The 14935-nt window shown below is 75.4% G+C and carries 12 protein-coding genes; 3 read left to right on the top strand and 9 right to left on the bottom strand.

Features of this window, described 5'->3' with window-relative positions; all coding sequences use genetic code 11:
* Positions 1–40 precede the first annotated feature (40 nt).
* The 4 genes from IO20_RS0117845 to IO20_RS0117860 all read right to left on the bottom strand — a co-directional run bounded on the left by IO20_RS0117845 (position 41) and on the right by IO20_RS0117860 (position 3754).
* Complete coding sequence (locus IO20_RS0117845; RefSeq protein WP_030552020.1) at positions 41–967, bottom strand: hypothetical protein; 927 nt, start codon at positions 965–967, stop codon at positions 41–43.
* Positions 964–1473, bottom strand: a complete 510-nt coding sequence (locus IO20_RS0117850) for a hypothetical protein (RefSeq protein ID WP_030552018.1) — start codon at positions 1471–1473, stop codon at positions 964–966. Before IO20_RS0117850 ends, IO20_RS0117845 begins: the two co-directional genes overlap by 4 nt.
* Complete coding sequence (locus IO20_RS0117855; RefSeq protein ID WP_030552016.1) at positions 1470–3014, bottom strand: hypothetical protein; 1545 nt, start codon at positions 3012–3014, stop codon at positions 1470–1472. The genes IO20_RS0117850 and IO20_RS0117855 overlap by 4 nt, the downstream gene beginning before the upstream one ends.
* 68 nt (positions 3015–3082) lie before the next feature.
* Positions 3083–3754 (bottom strand): GntR family transcriptional regulator, encoded by a 672-nt coding sequence (locus tag IO20_RS0117860; RefSeq protein WP_051874555.1) that lies wholly within the window; start codon positions 3752–3754, stop codon positions 3083–3085.
* Between the two features lie 158 nt (positions 3755–3912).
* Here IO20_RS0117860 and IO20_RS0117865 point away from each other — a divergent pair, with 158 nt between their 5' ends.
* Genes IO20_RS0117865 through IO20_RS0117875 form a run of 3 tightly spaced genes read left to right on the top strand, consistent with a single transcriptional unit; the run spans position 3913 to position 6202 of the window.
* Positions 3913–4689 carry a LamB/YcsF family protein gene (locus IO20_RS0117865; protein ID WP_030552012.1) on the top strand — a complete coding sequence of 259 codons (777 nt, stop codon included), beginning with the start codon at positions 3913–3915 and terminating at the stop codon, positions 4687–4689.
* Positions 4690–4709: 20 nt separating this feature from the next.
* Complete coding sequence (locus IO20_RS0117870) at positions 4710–5336, top strand: 5-oxoprolinase subunit B family protein (RefSeq protein WP_030552011.1); 627 nt, start codon at positions 4710–4712, stop codon at positions 5334–5336.
* Positions 5333–6202, top strand: a complete 870-nt coding sequence (locus IO20_RS0117875) for a 5-oxoprolinase subunit C family protein (RefSeq protein ID WP_030552009.1) — start codon at positions 5333–5335, stop codon at positions 6200–6202. Before IO20_RS0117870 ends, IO20_RS0117875 begins: the two co-directional genes overlap by 4 nt.
* Here the strand turns inward: IO20_RS0117875 and IO20_RS0117880 are convergent.
* The 5 genes from IO20_RS0117880 to IO20_RS0117900 form a co-directional block, all read right to left on the bottom strand.
* The gene (locus IO20_RS0117880; protein WP_030552007.1) at positions 6186–9800 is read right to left on the bottom strand and encodes a hydantoinase B/oxoprolinase family protein; all 3615 of its coding nucleotides are present in this window, start codon (positions 9798–9800) and stop codon (positions 6186–6188) included. The two genes, IO20_RS0117875 and IO20_RS0117880, sit on opposite strands and share 17 nt — an antisense overlap.
* Positions 9797–10780, bottom strand: coding sequence for an SGNH/GDSL hydrolase family protein (locus IO20_RS0117885; RefSeq protein ID WP_078964550.1), 984 nt, complete (start codon positions 10778–10780; stop codon positions 9797–9799). Before IO20_RS0117885 ends, IO20_RS0117880 begins: the two co-directional genes overlap by 4 nt.
* Positions 10777–12027, bottom strand: coding sequence for a glycosyltransferase (locus IO20_RS0117890; protein ID WP_030552003.1), 1251 nt, complete (start codon positions 12025–12027; stop codon positions 10777–10779). Before IO20_RS0117890 ends, IO20_RS0117885 begins: the two co-directional genes overlap by 4 nt.
* On the bottom strand, positions 12024–13145 hold the full coding sequence (locus tag IO20_RS0117895; protein ID WP_030552002.1) for a glycosyltransferase family 4 protein: 1122 nt from the start codon (positions 13143–13145) through the stop codon (positions 12024–12026). Before IO20_RS0117895 ends, IO20_RS0117890 begins: the two co-directional genes overlap by 4 nt.
* A gap of 348 nt (positions 13146–13493) precedes the next feature.
* A complete protein-coding gene (locus IO20_RS0117900; protein WP_030552000.1) occupies positions 13494–14909 on the bottom strand; it encodes a hypothetical protein in 1416 nt (471 codons plus the stop codon).
* Between the last annotated feature and the right edge of the window lie 26 nt (positions 14910–14935).

Consider the following 14935-nt stretch of genomic DNA (forward strand, 5'->3'; position numbering starts at 1 on the left):
GTGGCGCGGATGGTCGTACGGGTTGGCTGCGCGGGCCCGGTTACGCGTGGAAGGGCAGGCCCGCGTCGGCCGCGAGCTCCAGGTCGTCCCCCTCGGGCGGCGGAAGGAGGGTCGCGGAGCCGTCGCTGACGGGGACGACGCCGAGTTCCAGGAGTTCGGCCATGGCGGCCGAGCCGGCCATGTCGCGGACCTGGAGCTGGTAGCGGGCCGTGGTGCGGTAGGAGCCGCCGCCCTCGTCGCCGGTGCGCTGGAGGAAGCCGGACTCGGTGAGGAAGGCGGCCGCCTTGCCGACGATGCCGGTGGTGGATCCGGCGAGCCGGCGGGCGTCCTTGGTGGCGCCGGTGGCGCTGCGGCGGGCGTAGATCCGCCAGGCGGCCTCCAGGCCGGGGGCGTCCGACGCCGGATCGGTGTTCTCGCCCTGCTCCTCCGCCCGCTGTTCGAGCCGCAGACACGCCTGGCGTACGAACGCGTCGACGCCGTTGACGGTGAGACGCCCGATGTACGCGTCGTCCGCGAGGTCCTCGGGCCGGGGGAAGGCCATGGCGGCGACCGCGAGATGGGCCAGGCCGTGCAGGAACCGGTCGGCGGAGTCCGTGGAGGCGCGGCGCGCGTAGTCGCCCATGCGGACGGCGAAGACCGAGTCCTCACCGGCGGTGACGGCCATGCCGGCGCGCGGGGAGACCTCCAGGACGATGAGGCCGAGTCCGGTGGCCACGGCGTCGGCGAGGCGCGCGAAGGCCGGGTCCTCCCGGTAGCGCCGGAGGAGTTCCCCGTACTCGGCGTCGCGGGCGGGGAGCAGCTTGGGCTGGAGGCCGAAGGAGACGAGGCGGGCCGCGTCGGAGGCGTCGGCCGGGGTGACGGCCGACGCGGCGCCGGTCGTGGAGGCGCCGGTCGTGGAGGCGGCCGAGGGCTGCGGGGGCTCCTGCTCGCCCCACGCGTCGGCGTACTCGGCGTGGGTTTCGCTCACGGCTGGGGCTCCTCGGTGCGGCTCTCGGTCGGTGTCTGTTCGGCGGGGGTGACGGTGCGGGGAAGGGGCAGCGGGACCGGCGTGACGGCCGCGGGGGCGGTCGCCGGGCGGTCCGGGAGGACGGGGGGTTCGTCGGTGAGCCGCACGGCGCGCACGGACGGGACTCCGCGCCGCCGGGCCTGCGCGGCACGGGACGGCTCAGGCACCGTCACGGTCCCGACGCGGGGCGGGATGCCGGACGGCCGCGGGGGCCGGTCCTCCGCGTCGCCGCGGGAACCGGCGGGCGGGGTGAGGGGAACGGGCCGGACGCGCGGGCCGCTCTGCGGTTCAGGAGCTTGGTCCGGTTCCTGGGTCGGTTCCTGTTCCTGTGCAGGTTCCTGGGCCGGTTCCGGTTCCGGGCCGGGGTCCAGGTTGGCGATGAGATCGGGCACGGGGGTGACGTCGGTGGTCTCGTCGGTGGGGTCGGTGAGGGGGTGGGGGACCGGAGCGGGCGGGACGAGGGTCACGAGGCCTCCGACCGGTCCGCGGCCATGCCCGCCGCGTCGAGCAGGGCCGTACCGACGATGAGGTCGGCGCCCCCGAACTCGGGGTCGTCCAGCGGGGTGCCGTCGTCGACGGCGAAGAGGAGTCGCTCCTCGCCCTGCCGGTAGGCCGTGCCGACCGGGGGGCTCGCCGCGTGGACGGCGAGGAGGGCGACGAGGTACGGCAGGTCGGCGTCGAGCCGGCGGGCGTCGGCGAGCAGACCGGAGAGGCGGCGCGGGGCGTCGTGCTCCAGGTCGAGCAGGCGCAGGGCGCTCGCGAGCTGCTCCTCGCTGAAGCGGGAGTCGTCGGGGGTGGCGATGAGGTCGGGCTCGGGCATCTCGGCGCCGAGGTGCTCGCGCTCGACGGGCGGGGTGAGCAGCAGGTCGACGAGGTCGCCGAGGCGCACGGAGGCGGGGGTGCGCAGCCCGGTGCCGCGGGCGAAGAAGGCGTCGGTGACCCTGGCGGCGTGTTCGACGGGGAGCGGCAGGGTGGGGGCGACGAGCTGTCCGTACAGGTCGAGCCCGGTGTACGCGGTGGGGGCTGCGAAGGCCTGCCGGTCCTGCTCGGCGCGGAAGAGGGGGCCGGCGTCGAGCAGGCGGGACTGGAGCTGGGTGTGACGCCGGATGCAGTCCTTCACTATGTCGACGAGCTCGGCGGCGCGCCGCTTGTGCTCGGCCGTCTTGGCGTCGGACGCGGCCTCGGCCTCGTCACGGGCCTTGCGGATGTTGGTGAGGATCGCGTTCTCGTGGCGGTAGCGGTCGGCGACGTGGTCGAGGGCCTCGGCGATCATGTCCGGCACCGCGTTGAGCCAGTCCACCGCGCGTACGTTGCGCCGGGTGGCCTCCAGGGTCCTGCGGAGGCTCTCGGCGTACTGCACGGTCCGGTAGCGCGCCTGCTCGGCGGCGAGCTGGGCGTCGGCGAGGCGGCCCCGGTTGATGAGGACCTCCAGCTTCACCTCGGCGGCGATCTGGGCGCTGGTGACGTCGGTGTCGAGGGCTCCGACGAGGACGTTGACCGCTTCGTCGGTGGTGCGGAGGTAGACGCCGCCGCCGTATCCCGGGACCTCTTCGATGAGCTTGAAGTCGTAGTCCCTGCGGACGTAGACGCCGTCGGATCCGAAGGTGCCGTAGACGGCGCGGAAGCCGCGGTCGACGCTGCCGACGTTGATCAGGTTCTCCAGGACCCAGCGGGCCACGCGCTCGTGTTCGGCGGCGGGGCGGGTGGGTGCCTGGGCGGCGACGCGGGGCAGCAGGCGGGCGACGATCTGCTCGTGGTCGGCGCCGGTGTCGAAGTCCATGTTCAGCGTGATGAGGTCGATCGCGGCGAGGGCGACCTCGGCCATCGCGTAGACCGTGTACTCGCCGGCCAGGTTCGCCTTGCGCGCGTCGAGGTCGTGCAGCGGGGCGGTGCACGCGAGCGCGCGGAGGCGCCGCGCGAGCCCTTCGTCGGCGGCCGGACCCTGCGCGGGCCGCGGCCCCGCGCTGAGCTGGGGCGGAGCGAGGTCCGTCGAGGCAGGCGAAGTCACGGTGCACAGATTAGGTCCTCGAACTGACAACGGTCGAAACGGCGCAGATGCGACCGGGCTCGCGGAGGTCAGTCCGAAGGGTCCCGCGGGGTGTCGACGGCCCGGGCGTAGGCGACGGAGAGCCGGGTGAGGGAGTCGTCGAGGTAGCGGGCGAGGAGCCGTTCGGCCGCCGTCCGCTCGCCGGCCCGCAGGGCGTCGAGGATCTCCCGGTTCCGGGCCAGGTACGGCTCGTGCAGGGTGCGGGGGTCGTCGACGACGTGGAACGCGAGGCGGAGTTCGGCGAGGACGCCCCGCATCAGTTCGTCGGTGCGGGCGCTGCCCGCGAGGGCGACGAGCTCCCGGTGGAAGTGGATGTTGGCCGTGGAGACGCCCTTCCAGTCCTCCGCGCGGGCCGCGGTGTCGCCCTCCGCCACGGCGGCGGCGAGCGCGTCGAGGGCGTACGGGGGCTGTCCGAGGCCGCGCACGACGGCGCACTCGACGAGGCGCCGGGTGCGGTGGATGTCGGCCACGTCCTCGGCGTCGAGCACGCGGACGAAGACCCCGCGGTTGAGTTCGTGAACCAGGAGCCGCTCGTGGGTGAGGAGCCGGAAGGCCTCGCGCAGTGTGTTGCGGGACACACCGAGCGCGCCGCCGATGGCTTCCTCCGAGAGCCGGGTGCCGGGCGGGAAATAGCCCTCCGCGATCCGGTCGCGCAGGATGTCGGCGACTCGTTCCGCCGTGCTGGTGCGGCCGAGGAGCATCCGGTCGGCGCTCAGGTCCCCTTCTTCGCTCGCTGCCACGCCGCTTCCTCTCCCGTTCGCTGCCCCTGTCGACTCACGGTCATCTTGTCGGATTGTTCAACGATCCTCTACCTTGACGGCACCGTACGGTACCCCTCCCTCCTGCCTGCGAGGTGCAGATGCGCACGTCCCCCGACCAGGTCCCCATCGACCTCAACGCCGATCTCGGCGAGGGCTTCGGCCGCTGGACGCTCACCGACGACGAGCAGCTCCTGTCCGTCGTGACCAGCGCCAACGTCGCCTGCGGCTTCCACGCGGGGGACGCGGCCACCATGCGGCGGGTGTGCGAGCTCGCCGCCGAGCGCGGGGTACGGATCGGCGCCCAGGTCTCGTACCGCGACCTGGCGGGGTTCGGGAGGCGCTCCATGGACGTCCCCGCGGCGGAGCTGGCCGCGGAGGTGGCGTACCAGATCGGTGCCCTCGAGGTCTTCGCACGCGCGGCGGGCGCGCGCGTGGCCTACGTGAAGCCGCACGGGGCGCTCTACAACCGGGTGGTCCGGGACGAGGAGCAGGCGGCGGCGGTGGTCGAGGGCGTGCTGCTCGCGGACCGCACGCTGCCGGTCCTCGGCCTGCCCGGTTCGCGACTGCACGAGGCGGCGACGAAGGCGGGGCTGCCGGCGGTGCCGGAGGCCTTCGGCGACCGGGCCTACCGGGCGGACGGCTCCCTGCTGCCGCGCGGGCAGGCGGGGGCCGTCGTCAGCGACCCTGCGGCGGTGGTGGAGCGTTCGTTGGCCATGGCCCGGTTCGGTGTGGTCACGGCGCACTGCGGGAGTTCCGTGGCGGTGCGGCCCCGGTCGCTGTGCCTGCACGGCGACACACCGGGCGCGGTGGACCTCGCCCGGCGGGTCAGGGAGCGCCTCGAGGCCTCCGGGGTGAAGGTGGAGGCCTTCGCGTGAACGCCGTCGGCACGCGCGCGATGCGCGTGGGCGAGCGGGCGGTCCTGGTGGAGCTGGCCGGGGGCGAGGAGACGGAGGCCTTCCACGCCGAACTGCTGCGGCGGCGGGCGGCCGGCACCCTTCCCGCCGTGCGCGAGATCGTGCCGGCGGCACGCACGGTGCTCCTCGACGGGGTGGCCGACCCGGAGCGGCTGGCGGCCGAGCTGCCCGGCTGGGAGGTGGGGCCGCTCTCCGCGCGCGTGGGCGCGGCGGTCGGGATACCGGTCCGGTACGACGGGCCCGACCTCGCGGAGGTCGCCGCGCTGTGGGGGGTCTCCGTCGAGGCGGCGGTACGGATCCACACGGCCGCCGAGTTCCGGGTCGCCTTCTGCGGGTTCGCGCCCGGCTTCGGCTATCTGACGGGACTCGACGAGCGGTACGGGGTGCCGCGCCGGGCCACTCCGCGTACCGCGGTACCTGCCGGCTCCGTCGCCCTGGCGGGCCCGTACACGGGCGTGTACCCGCGCTCCTCGCCCGGTGGCTGGCAGTTGATCGGCACGACGGACACGGTGCTCTGGGACACCGGCAGGGAGCCGGCCGCGCTGCTCGCTCCGGGCACCCGGGTCCGGTTCACGGAGGCGGGCGCGACGGGGGAGGGCGGGCGATGAGCGACCGGGCCGTCGCCGTGGTCAGGGCCGGGGCGCTGACCACCGTGCAGGACCTGGGCCGAACCGGCCACGCGCATCTCGGGGTGCCCCGCTCGGGCGCCCTCGACCCGGCGGCCGTACGGCTCGTGAACCGGCTCGTGGGAAACCCCGGGACGGCGGCCGTCCTGGAGACCACCGTCAACGGCTGTGCGGTGCGGACGCGTTGCGCGGTGACCGTCGCCGTGGGCGGCGCGCCCTGCCCGGTCCGGGTGGACGGACGCCCGGCCGCCTGGGGAACGGCGGTCCGCGTGGCCGCCGGATCGGTCCTGGAGATCGGCACCGCCGTGCGCGGGGTGCGCGCCTACGTGGCCTTCGGCGGTGGGATCGACGTCGGTCCGGTGCTCGGCAGCCGCTCCACCGACCTGCTGTCCGGCCTTGGTCCGGCGCCGCTGGCGGACGAGATGGTCCTGCCCCTGGGCCGGCCCCCGTACACGGCCACGAAGGGATACGTCGACGCCCCGCCCTGGCCGGGCCCACCGGACGAACTGGTGCTGCGCGTCCGGCTCGGTCCCCGTGAGGACTGGTTCACGGACGCGGCGCTCCGCACCCTGGCCACGCGCGCGTACCGAGTGTCCCCGGCGAGCAACCGCATCGGACTGCGCCTCGAAGGTCCTGCACTCGAACGGGCCCTGCCGGGCGAGCTGGCGAGCGAGGGCATGGTCCTCGGCGCGGTCCAGGTGCCGCCGGACGGACGGCCCGTGGTGTTCCTCGCGGACCACCCGACGACGGGGGGCTACCCGGTGGTCGGGGTGGTGCGTGAGGCCGATCTGGGGGCTGTGGCGCAGGCGGTGCCGGGGACGCCGGTGCGGTTCACCCCGGTGCGCTGAGTCCGTCCGCCGGCGCACCGTACCCTCCGCCGCCCGGGGTGCGCAGGACCAGGACGTCGCCGGGTCCGACCTCCGTGGTGTCGGCGCCCGCGAGGCGCTCGACGGTGCCGTCCGCGCGTTCCACGAGGTTCTCGCCGAGGGCTCCCGGGCCGCCGCCCGCCATGCCGTACGGGGGCACGCGCCGGTGACCGGTGAGGAGCGCCACCGTCATAGGCTCCAGGAAGCGGATGCGGCGCTCCACGCCCTGGCCGCCGTGCCATCGGCCGTGCCCGCCGCTGTCCTCCCGTACCGCGAAGGCGTCGATCCTGACCGGATGCCGCCACTCCAGGATCTCCGGGTCGGTGAGCCGGGAGTTGGTCATGTGGGTCTGGACGGCGTCGGCGCCGTCGAAGCCGTCCCCCGCGCCCGAACCGCTGGCGACGGTCTCGTAGTACTGCACGCGCGCGTTGCCGAAGGTGACGTTGTTCATGGTGCCGGAGCCCTCGGCCTGCACTCCGAGGGCCGCGTAGAGGGCGCCGGTGACGGCCTGTGAGGTCTCGACGTTCCCGGCGACGGTGGCGGCCGGGTGTTCGGGGGCGAGCATGGAGCCGGGCGGGACGCGGATCTCCAGGGGTTCGAGACAGCCGCTGTTGAGCGGGATGTCCTCGTCGACAAGGGTCCGGAAGACATAGAGGACGGCGGCCATGACGACGGCCGTGGGCGCGTTGGCGTTGCCGGGCAGCTGCGGGCTGGTACCGGTGAAGTCGAGGACGGCGGAGCGCCGTTCGCGGTCGACGCGGACCGCGACCTGGATCACCGCTCCGCCGTCGGTCTCGTAGCGGTACGCGCCGTCGTGCAGCCGCGCGACGATGCGGCGCACGGACTCCTCGGCGTTGGCCCGGACGTGCCGCATGTAGGCCTGGACGACGTCGAGTCCGAACTCGTCGACGGTTCTGCGCAGTTCCTCGATGCCCTTCTCGTTGGCGGCGATCTGGGCGCGCAGGTCGGCGAGGTTGGTGTCCGGGTCCCGGGAGGGGTGACGGGCGCCGGTGAGCAGGGCCCTCGTCTCGGCCTCGCGCAGCCGCCCGTCCCGTACGAGCAGCCAGTTGTCGAAGAGGACACCCTCCTCGTCGACGGTCCGGCTGAAGGCGGGCATGGAGCCGGGGGTGATGCCGCCGATCTCGGCGTGGTGGCCGCGTGAGGCGACGAGGAAGCGGAGTTCGTCGCCCGTGTCGCCGAAAACCGGGGTCACGACGGTGACATCGGGCAGATGGGTACCGCCGTGGTACGGGTCGTTGATCGCGTACACGTCCCCGGGGCGCAGCTCGGGCCCGCGCCGTCGCAGGACCTCCTTGATGGACTCCCCCATGGAGCCGAGATGGACGGGGATGTGGGGCGCGTTGGCGACGAGGTTGCCCTCGGCGTCGAAGAGCGCGCAGGAGAAGTCGAGGCGTTCCTTGATGTTGACGGACTGGGCGGTGTTCTCCAGGCGTACGCCCATCTGCTCGGCGATGGCCATGAAGAGGTTGTTGAAGACCTCCAGGAGGACGGGGTCGACGTCCGTGCCGGCGGCCACGCGCGCGGGGCGCGGGGCGACGCGGTGCAGGAGGAGGTGTCCTCCCTCGGCGGCGGTCGCCCGCCAGCCGCTGTCGACGACGGTCGTGGCGTCGGCCTCCGCGAGGATCGCGGGCCCTTCGACGGCGTCTCCGGGACGCAGGTCCTCACGCCGGTGGAGCGGAGCGTCGTGAGGTGTGCCGGCACTGTGCAGGCGGACGGTGGCCCGTGGGATGAGAGGTCCGGTCCGCCGCTCTCCCGCGTCGACGAGGACGGGACCGTGCGGTCCGGCGCGGCCGACGGCCTCCACCGACACGGCCTCGACCACGAGCGGCTTGTCCAGCGTGAAGGCGTACCGCGCCCGGTGGACGGCCGTGAACGCCGCGCGCATCGACGCGGCGGGGGCCAGATCGACCTGGAGGCTCGCGTCGGTGCCCGCGTAGCGCAGGAGAACGCGCGCGTACGTGGTGATCGCCTCGTCCGGCAGACCGTCCGCGCGCAGCTCCGAACGGGTGAGCCCGGCGAGTTCGGCGCAGAGGGCCGTCACGCGCGCGTGGGTGCCGGTGGCGTCGAGCTCCGCCTCGACGGACCGCTCCCGCATGGCGGTGGCGTCGGCGAGCCCGATGCCGTAGGCGGAGAGGACCCCGGCCAGCGGGGGTACGAGCACGGTGTCGACGCCCAGGGCGTCGGCGACGGCGCAGGCGTGCTGGCCGCCCGCGCCGCCGAAGCTGGTGAGCGCGTACCGGGTGATGTCGTGGCCGCGCTGGACGGAGATCTTCTTGACGGCGTTGGCCATGTCGAGGACGGCGATCTCCAGGAAGCCCGCGGCGACCTCCTCGGGGGTACGGCCGCCGCCGATCTCCTCGGCGAGGGCGGCGAACCGTTCCCGTACGACGTCGGCGTCCAGCGGCCGGTCGCCGGTCTCGCCGAACACGGCGGGGAAGTGGGCGGGCTGGACCCGGCCGAGCATGACGTTGGCGTCGGTGACGGTGAGCGGTCCGCCCCTGCGGTAGCAGGCGGGGCCGGGGACGGCGCCCGCCGAGTCGGGGCCCACGCGGTAGCGGCGGCCGTCGTAGTGGAGGACGGATCCGCCGCCCGCGGCGACGGTGTGGATGCTCATCATCGGTGCCCGCATCCGTACCCCGGCGACCTGTGTACCGAGTTCACGCTCGAAGACGCCTGCGTAATGCGACACGTCGGTGGAGGTGCCGCCCATGTCGAAGCCGATGACCCGGTCGTGCCCCGCCTGCGCGGAGGTGCGCGCCATGCCGACGACGCCGCCGGCCGGACCCGACAGGACGGCGTCCTTGCCCCGGAAGTGGGCCGCCTCGCGCAGTCCGCCGTTGGACTGCATGAACAGGAGGCGGATCCCCGCGAGTTCGCGGGCGACCTCGTCGACGTACCGGCGCAGGATCGGCGAGAGATAGGCGTCGACGACGGTGGTGTCGCCGCGGGGGACGAGCTTGATGAGCGGGCTGACCTCGTGCGAGCAGCTGACCTGGGTGAAGCCGGCGTCGCGGGCGAGCGTCCCGGTCCTGGCCTCGTGTGCCGGGTGGCGGTAGCCGTGCATGAGGACGACTGCGGCGGAGCGGAATCCGTCGCCGTGGGCGGCGGCGAGCGCCTCGGCGACGGCGGTCTCGTCCAGGGGCCGGACGACGTGACCGTGGGCGTCGACCCGCTCGGGGACCTCGATCACGCGCGCGTACACCGCTTCGGGGAGGACGATGTGGCGCTCGAAGAGCCGGGGCCGGTTCTGGTAGGCGATGCGGAGCGCGTCGCGGAATCCCTCGGTGACGAGGAGGACGGTCGGTTCGCCGCGCCGCTCCAGGAGGGCGTTGGTGGCGACGGTGGTGCCCATCTTGACGACGGCGACCCGGTCGGCGGGGACGGGCTCGCCGGGGCCGAGACCGAGGAGGAGACGGATCCCCGCGACGGCGGCGTCCTGATTCCGCGCGGGGTCGTGGGAGAGCAGCTTGCGGGTGACGAGCCGGCCGTCGGGCCGTCTGCCGACGATGTCGGTGAAGGTGCCGCCCCGGTCGATCCAGAACTCCCAGCGCCCGTTCATCTCCCCATTGTGGCCGCGAGCGCCGCGGCGAGGGCGTCGTCCGCGCGCGCGTCGAGGGGTGCGGGGCCACTGCCGTCGGCCCAGTGGCGGAGCTCCGCACCGGCGAGCAGGAGGAGCTGCGGGAGCAGGTCGCGGCTGCGGCGGAGGATCCATCCGGTGCCGGCGGTGGCGAGCCAGAGCGCGGCCTCGGCGCGGCCTGGAGGCGGCTGTGCGGGTTCCCGGGCGGGCGGTGCGCCCTGGGCGAGTCCCCGTTCCGTGAGGAGGCGGTGGAAGCCCTCGGCGACGGCCCGGTGGCCGCGCTCGCCCGGGTGGAGCCGGTCGGCGCTCCACAGGGAGCGGTCCTCGGTCCAGGCGGCGTCCGCGAGGTGCAGATGGACGGCCCGGTAGCGGGCGGAGAGGGCGTGCACGACGGCGTTGACGGACCGCTGGCGGCGGGCGAGCGGACGCGCCAGCGGCGGCGGGAGGCCGAGCATCCGGCCGGGGTCGGGCAGGCAGGCGGTGAGGAGTACGGCTCCGGCCGCGTCGAGGTCGGCGCAGACGCGGTCCAGGTGGCGGGTGAGGCGGGCGATGTCGAAGGTGCGGCGCAGGGTGTCGTTGACCCCGACGACGACGGAGGCGAGGTGCGGCTCGAAGGCGAGGGCGCGGGGGGCCTGCCGCTCGGCGACATCCGCGCTGAGGGCCCCGCTGACGGCCAGGTTCAGGAACGTGGTCCTCTGCCCGTCGGCCGGGAGCCCGGCGGCGAGCAGCCGGGCCCACCCCCGCCAGGCGCCGTCCACCCGGTCCCCGACGCCCTCGCTGAGAGAGTCCCCGAGCGCGACGAAGCGGACGGTGCCTGCGGCGCCCGGACGGGGCCCCGCGGCGGCCGGACGTGACGCGGCCGCGGCCGGAGCTGGGAGGGGCGCGGCGCCGGGGCGCGGGCCGGGGCGTGGCGTGGGTACGCGGCCGGCCGCGGCGGCGACCGTGACCGGGTCCTGTGTCACCGGCGGGCTCCCTCGGACCGGCGCGGCTCCGGGGCCGGGAGGGCGTCGTGGGCCGCGAGGAAGGCGGTGACGGAGCGCTCCCAGGTGAAGTGCTCCGCACGCGCGCGTGCCCCATGCCTGCGGGCGGCCTCCGGCGTCGCGAGGAGGCCCCGGACGGCGGACGCGAAGGCTCCTGGGGTGTCCACGGCCGAGGCGCCCGCCGTGCCGACGACCTCCGGGAGGGCGGAGGAGGCGCTGACGACGACCGGGGTACCGCAGGCGAGGGCCTCCAGGGCGGAGAGGCCGAACGTTTCCGCGGGCCCCGGCGCCAGGCACACGTCGGCCGCCGCCTGGAGATCCGCCAGTGCCTCCGGGTCGGCGAGGTGCCCGAGGAACCGCACCGGCAGCCGCCGCTCCCGTGCCCGCCGCTCCAGGGCGCCGCGCAGCGGCCCGTCACCCGCGACCACGAGGGCGGCGGCGATCCCGGCGTCCCGCAGCTCCGCGAGGGCGTCCAGGGCCGTGCCGGGCCGCTTCTCGACGGAGAGGCGCGAGCAGAGCAGGAGCAGCACCCGCTCCCCGCCCGCGTACCGGGCCCGCAGCACGGTGCTGCGGCGGCCGGGCCTGCGGTGGTCGAGGTCGACGCCGAGCGGAGCCCGTACGACGTTGCGGGCCCCGATCCGTACGAACTCCCGCTCCGCCCACTCCGTCGTGCAGACGATCCGCGCGAACGCCCACGCCGTACGGCGGTTGAGCCGGTCCGCCGCGCGGGCCGCCACGGCGGCCGGCACGCCCCAGGTGCGCAGGACGCCGTCGGCGGTCTCGTGGGAGACCATCACCGAGGGCACCCGGGCGCGGCGCGCCCACTCCCCCGTCCACCGCAGGGTCGTACGGTCCGAGACCTCGATCCGGTCGGGGGCCAGCTCGTCGAGGAGACGGCGCACCCGGCCCCGGTCGGCGAGGACCCGGTAGCCGCCGGTGCCGGGCAGCACGGGGCCGGGGAGGGTGACGACCCGGCCCTGGGCGGTGTGGTGATCGCTCTCGACGTCACCGGGGACGACGAGGACCGGTTCGTGTCCGGCCGCGAGGTAGCCGCGGCCGAGCTGATCGAGGGCGGTCCGCAGACCGCCGGAGGTGGGGGTCACGAAGTTCGCGAGCCGCACGATCCGCAGCCCGCCGCCCCGCGCGCGGGCGACACCGGCGCCACTGACGCCACCGCCGCCGACGCCGACACCGCTGATGCCGTGACCGCTGATGACGTCCCCGCTCATGCCGCCACCGCCGTCCGCTCGCGCAGGACCTCCAGGTAGTGGCCGATCAGCTCGTCCCCGAGGACCTCCCAGGTACGGCCCTCGACGGCCGTACGTCCCGCCCTGCCGTACGCCGCGCGCAGCTCCGGTGCGGCCGCGAGCGTGCCGACCGCCTCGCGCAGCGCCTCGGGGTCTCCCGGGGGTACGAGGAGCCCGGTGCGCCCGTGGTCGACGAGGTCCAGGGGTCCTCCCGCGTCCGGGCCGATCACCGGGACGCCGCTCGCCATGGCCTCCTGGACGGTCTGGCAGAAGGTCTCGAACGGGCCGGTGTGGGCGAACACGTCGAGCGAGGCGAAGATCCGGGCGAGGTCGGCTCCGGTGCGGCGGCCCAGGAAGCGGGCGCCGGGCAGCGCGGTGCGCAGCGCGGGTCCGCTCGGCCCGTCGCCGACGACCACCACCCGTACGCCCGGGAGTTCTGCCGCTCCGGAGAGCAGGTCCACGCGCTTCTCGGGGGCGAGGCGGCCCACGTAGCCGACCAGGAGTTCGCCGTCGGGGGCGAGCTCCCGGCGCAGTGCGGCGTCCCGGAACTCCGGGTGGAAGCGGGCGGTGTCCACGCCTCGCCCCCAGAGCCGTATGCGGCCGATGCCGTGGGCCTCCAGGTCGCGGACGGCCGCGGAGGAGGGAGCGAGGGTGCGGTCGGCCGCTCCGTGGACGGCGCGCAGGCGCCGCCAGGCGGCCCCCTTGCCGGTTCCCACGTAGGTCCGGGCGTAGCCGGCGAGGTCGGTCTGGTAGACGGCGACGGCGGGGATGCCCAGCCGGGCGGCGGCGGTCATCCCGCGTACTCCGAGGACGAACGGTCCCGCGAGGTGGACGAGGTCGGCGCGGTGGGCGGCGATGGCCGCGGCGACGCGGCGGCTGGGCAGGGCGACCCGTACCTGCGGATAGCCGGGCAGGGGGAGGGAGGGCACCCGGACGACGGCGCAGGGGGCGTCGGCGTCCGCTGCCTGGTCGGCGACGGCGGGGGCGATGACGAGCGGGGTGTGACCCCGCCGGACGAGGTGGCGCGCGGTCTGCAGGGCGCAGTGCGCCACACCGTTGACGTCGGGAGGGAAGGATTCGGTGACGATGACGACACGCATACGGGTGTTGTCGCCGCGCTCGGCGTGTCCCTGCCAACGTCGATCTGGACGGGGAGGGAACGTCCCATGAGCGTTTCGGGCGGGGCCCGCCGGAGAGCACCGGCGGCGGGCCGCACGCGGGCACGTGGGCCGCTCGCGGGGTCCACGCGCGCGCGTGGACCCCGCGAGCGGCCCGTTCGCCGGCGACCGGACCCCCGGCGCCCGCGAGGTCCGGGGCGGGGCCTCGCCCGGCGGGGTCTCCGCCGGGGGCCGCGCCGCCCCGGATTCGGTCACCGGTCACCGGTCACCGGTGCCGGTGATTCCGTGACCGTGTCAGCGACCGGTGTCAGCGTCCAGGTCCGACCGGGGTCAGACCTGGAGGTCCGGTCCTATCCGGTTGCGTACCGCGGTCTGGACCTCGACCTCCTCGGCCGGGTCGGCCGCGAGGCGGCGCAGCCGGTCGGCGACCCGTACGTCCCCGGTCTCGGCGTGCTGGGCCGCGACCTCACGGGTGGTCTCCTCGCAGTCCCAGAGGCACTCGACGGCGAAGCCTGCCGCGAAGGTGGGGTCGGTGGCGGCGAGGGCGCGGGCGACGCGCCCGCGGAGCTGGGAGGAGGCCGTCTCGCGGTAGACGTGGCGCAGCACGGGGGCCGCGCAGGCGATGCCGAGGCGTCCGGCGCCGTCGACGAGCGCCGCGAGGACGGGGGCGTCGGGGCCTTCGGAGCGGACGGTGTCACGGAGCGCGCCGAGGACGGAGGGGGAGTCCTGGGCGGTTCCGCGGCAGGCGAGCACCTCGGCGGCGGCGGCGCCGAGCGCGTCGGTCCTGCGGACCCACGCACGGGCGCGGGCGACGGCGTCCTCGCCGCACATGCGCCGGTAGGCGGCGATGGCGGCTTCGGCGACCTCGCGGGAGTCGCCGTCGGCGGCGGTCTCGACGAGGTCGAGGACGGCGGGGTCCCGTGACTCGGCGAGGTGGTGCAGAGCGGCGCCCCGGGCGCCCACGGCGCCGTGCCGGGCGGCGGCGAGGAGTTCGGGCCGGTCCTCGGGTCCCGCGACGGCGGTCAGGCAGCGGGCGGCGGGCCCGTACAGGACGGCTCCGCGCTCGTAACCCTCCTGCGCCCAGTCGAGGACGGCCCGCACGCTCCAGCCGGGCCGGGGCCCGGCGGGGCGCATCTGGCGCTGCCAGCGGTCGAAGGAGCCCTGTTCCTGGGCGGCCCTGACCCGGGCGCCGACGGTGTCGCGCCGGTCCTCGGCCCACAGGCGCCACGGGCGGGGCTCGAAGGCGTCCCGCACGACGCGGGCGAGTTCGGCCTCGCCCTCCGCGTCGGCCGGGAAGCGGGCCAGCACGGGGACGGCGAGCGCGCGGAGGCCGGCGTCGTCGTCGCGGAGGGCCAGCTCGTCGAGGGCCCAGGCCCAGTTCGTGCCGGTCGCCGCGTAGCGACGGAGCAGGAGCAGGGCGTCCGCGCGTCCGTAGGAGGCCAGGTGTCCGAGGACGGCGAGGGCGAGTCCGGTACGGGACTCCTCGGTGTCGAGGTGGTCCTCGGCGCCGAACAGGTGCGCCTCGATCTCGTCGAGACCGCCGTGCAGGTCCAGGTAGAGACGGGCGTAGTAGAGGGAGCGGTTCTCGACCTGCCAGTCGTGGCGTGGGTCGACGAGGACGCAGTGGTTGAGGGCCGCGAGGGCCTCGGCGCGTGGCGCGGCGAGCGCGTGCAGGGTGCCGTCGCCGCGGCCCCGCTGCAGCAGGCCGAGCAGGGTGCCGCTCGGCGCTATGACTGGATCGAACATGGGAAGACGCCTCACATCAAGCTGTC

The organism is Streptomyces exfoliatus (assembly GCF_000725545.1).
Taxonomy (GTDB): domain Bacteria; phylum Actinomycetota; class Actinomycetes; order Streptomycetales; family Streptomycetaceae; genus Streptomyces; species Streptomyces exfoliatus.

What these genes read in the sequence shown, in the direction of transcription:
- IO20_RS0117900 (WP_030552000.1), bottom strand. Translation starts at nt 14,909, where the DNA reads ATGTTCGATCCAGTCATAGCGCCGAGCGGCACCCTGCTCGGCCTGCTG.
- IO20_RS0117880 (WP_030552007.1), bottom strand. Translation starts at nt 9,800, where the DNA reads ATGAACGGGCGCTGGGAGTTCTGGATCGACCGGGGCGGCACCTTCACC.
- IO20_RS0117890 (WP_030552003.1), bottom strand. Translation starts at nt 12,027, where the DNA reads ATGAGCGGGGACGTCATCAGCGGTCACGGCATCAGCGGTGTCGGCGTC.
- IO20_RS0117865 (WP_030552012.1), top strand. Translation starts at nt 3,913, where the DNA reads ATGCGCACGTCCCCCGACCAGGTCCCCATCGACCTCAACGCCGATCTC.
- IO20_RS0117870 (WP_030552011.1), top strand. Translation starts at nt 4,710, where the DNA reads ATGCGCGTGGGCGAGCGGGCGGTCCTGGTGGAGCTGGCCGGGGGCGAG.
- IO20_RS0117875 (WP_030552009.1), top strand. Translation starts at nt 5,333, where the DNA reads ATGAGCGACCGGGCCGTCGCCGTGGTCAGGGCCGGGGCGCTGACCACC.
- IO20_RS0117895 (WP_030552002.1), bottom strand. Translation starts at nt 13,145, where the DNA reads ATGCGTGTCGTCATCGTCACCGAATCCTTCCCTCCCGACGTCAACGGT.
- IO20_RS0117860 (WP_051874555.1), bottom strand. Translation starts at nt 3,754, where the DNA reads ATGCTCCTCGGCCGCACCAGCACGGCGGAACGAGTCGCCGACATCCTG.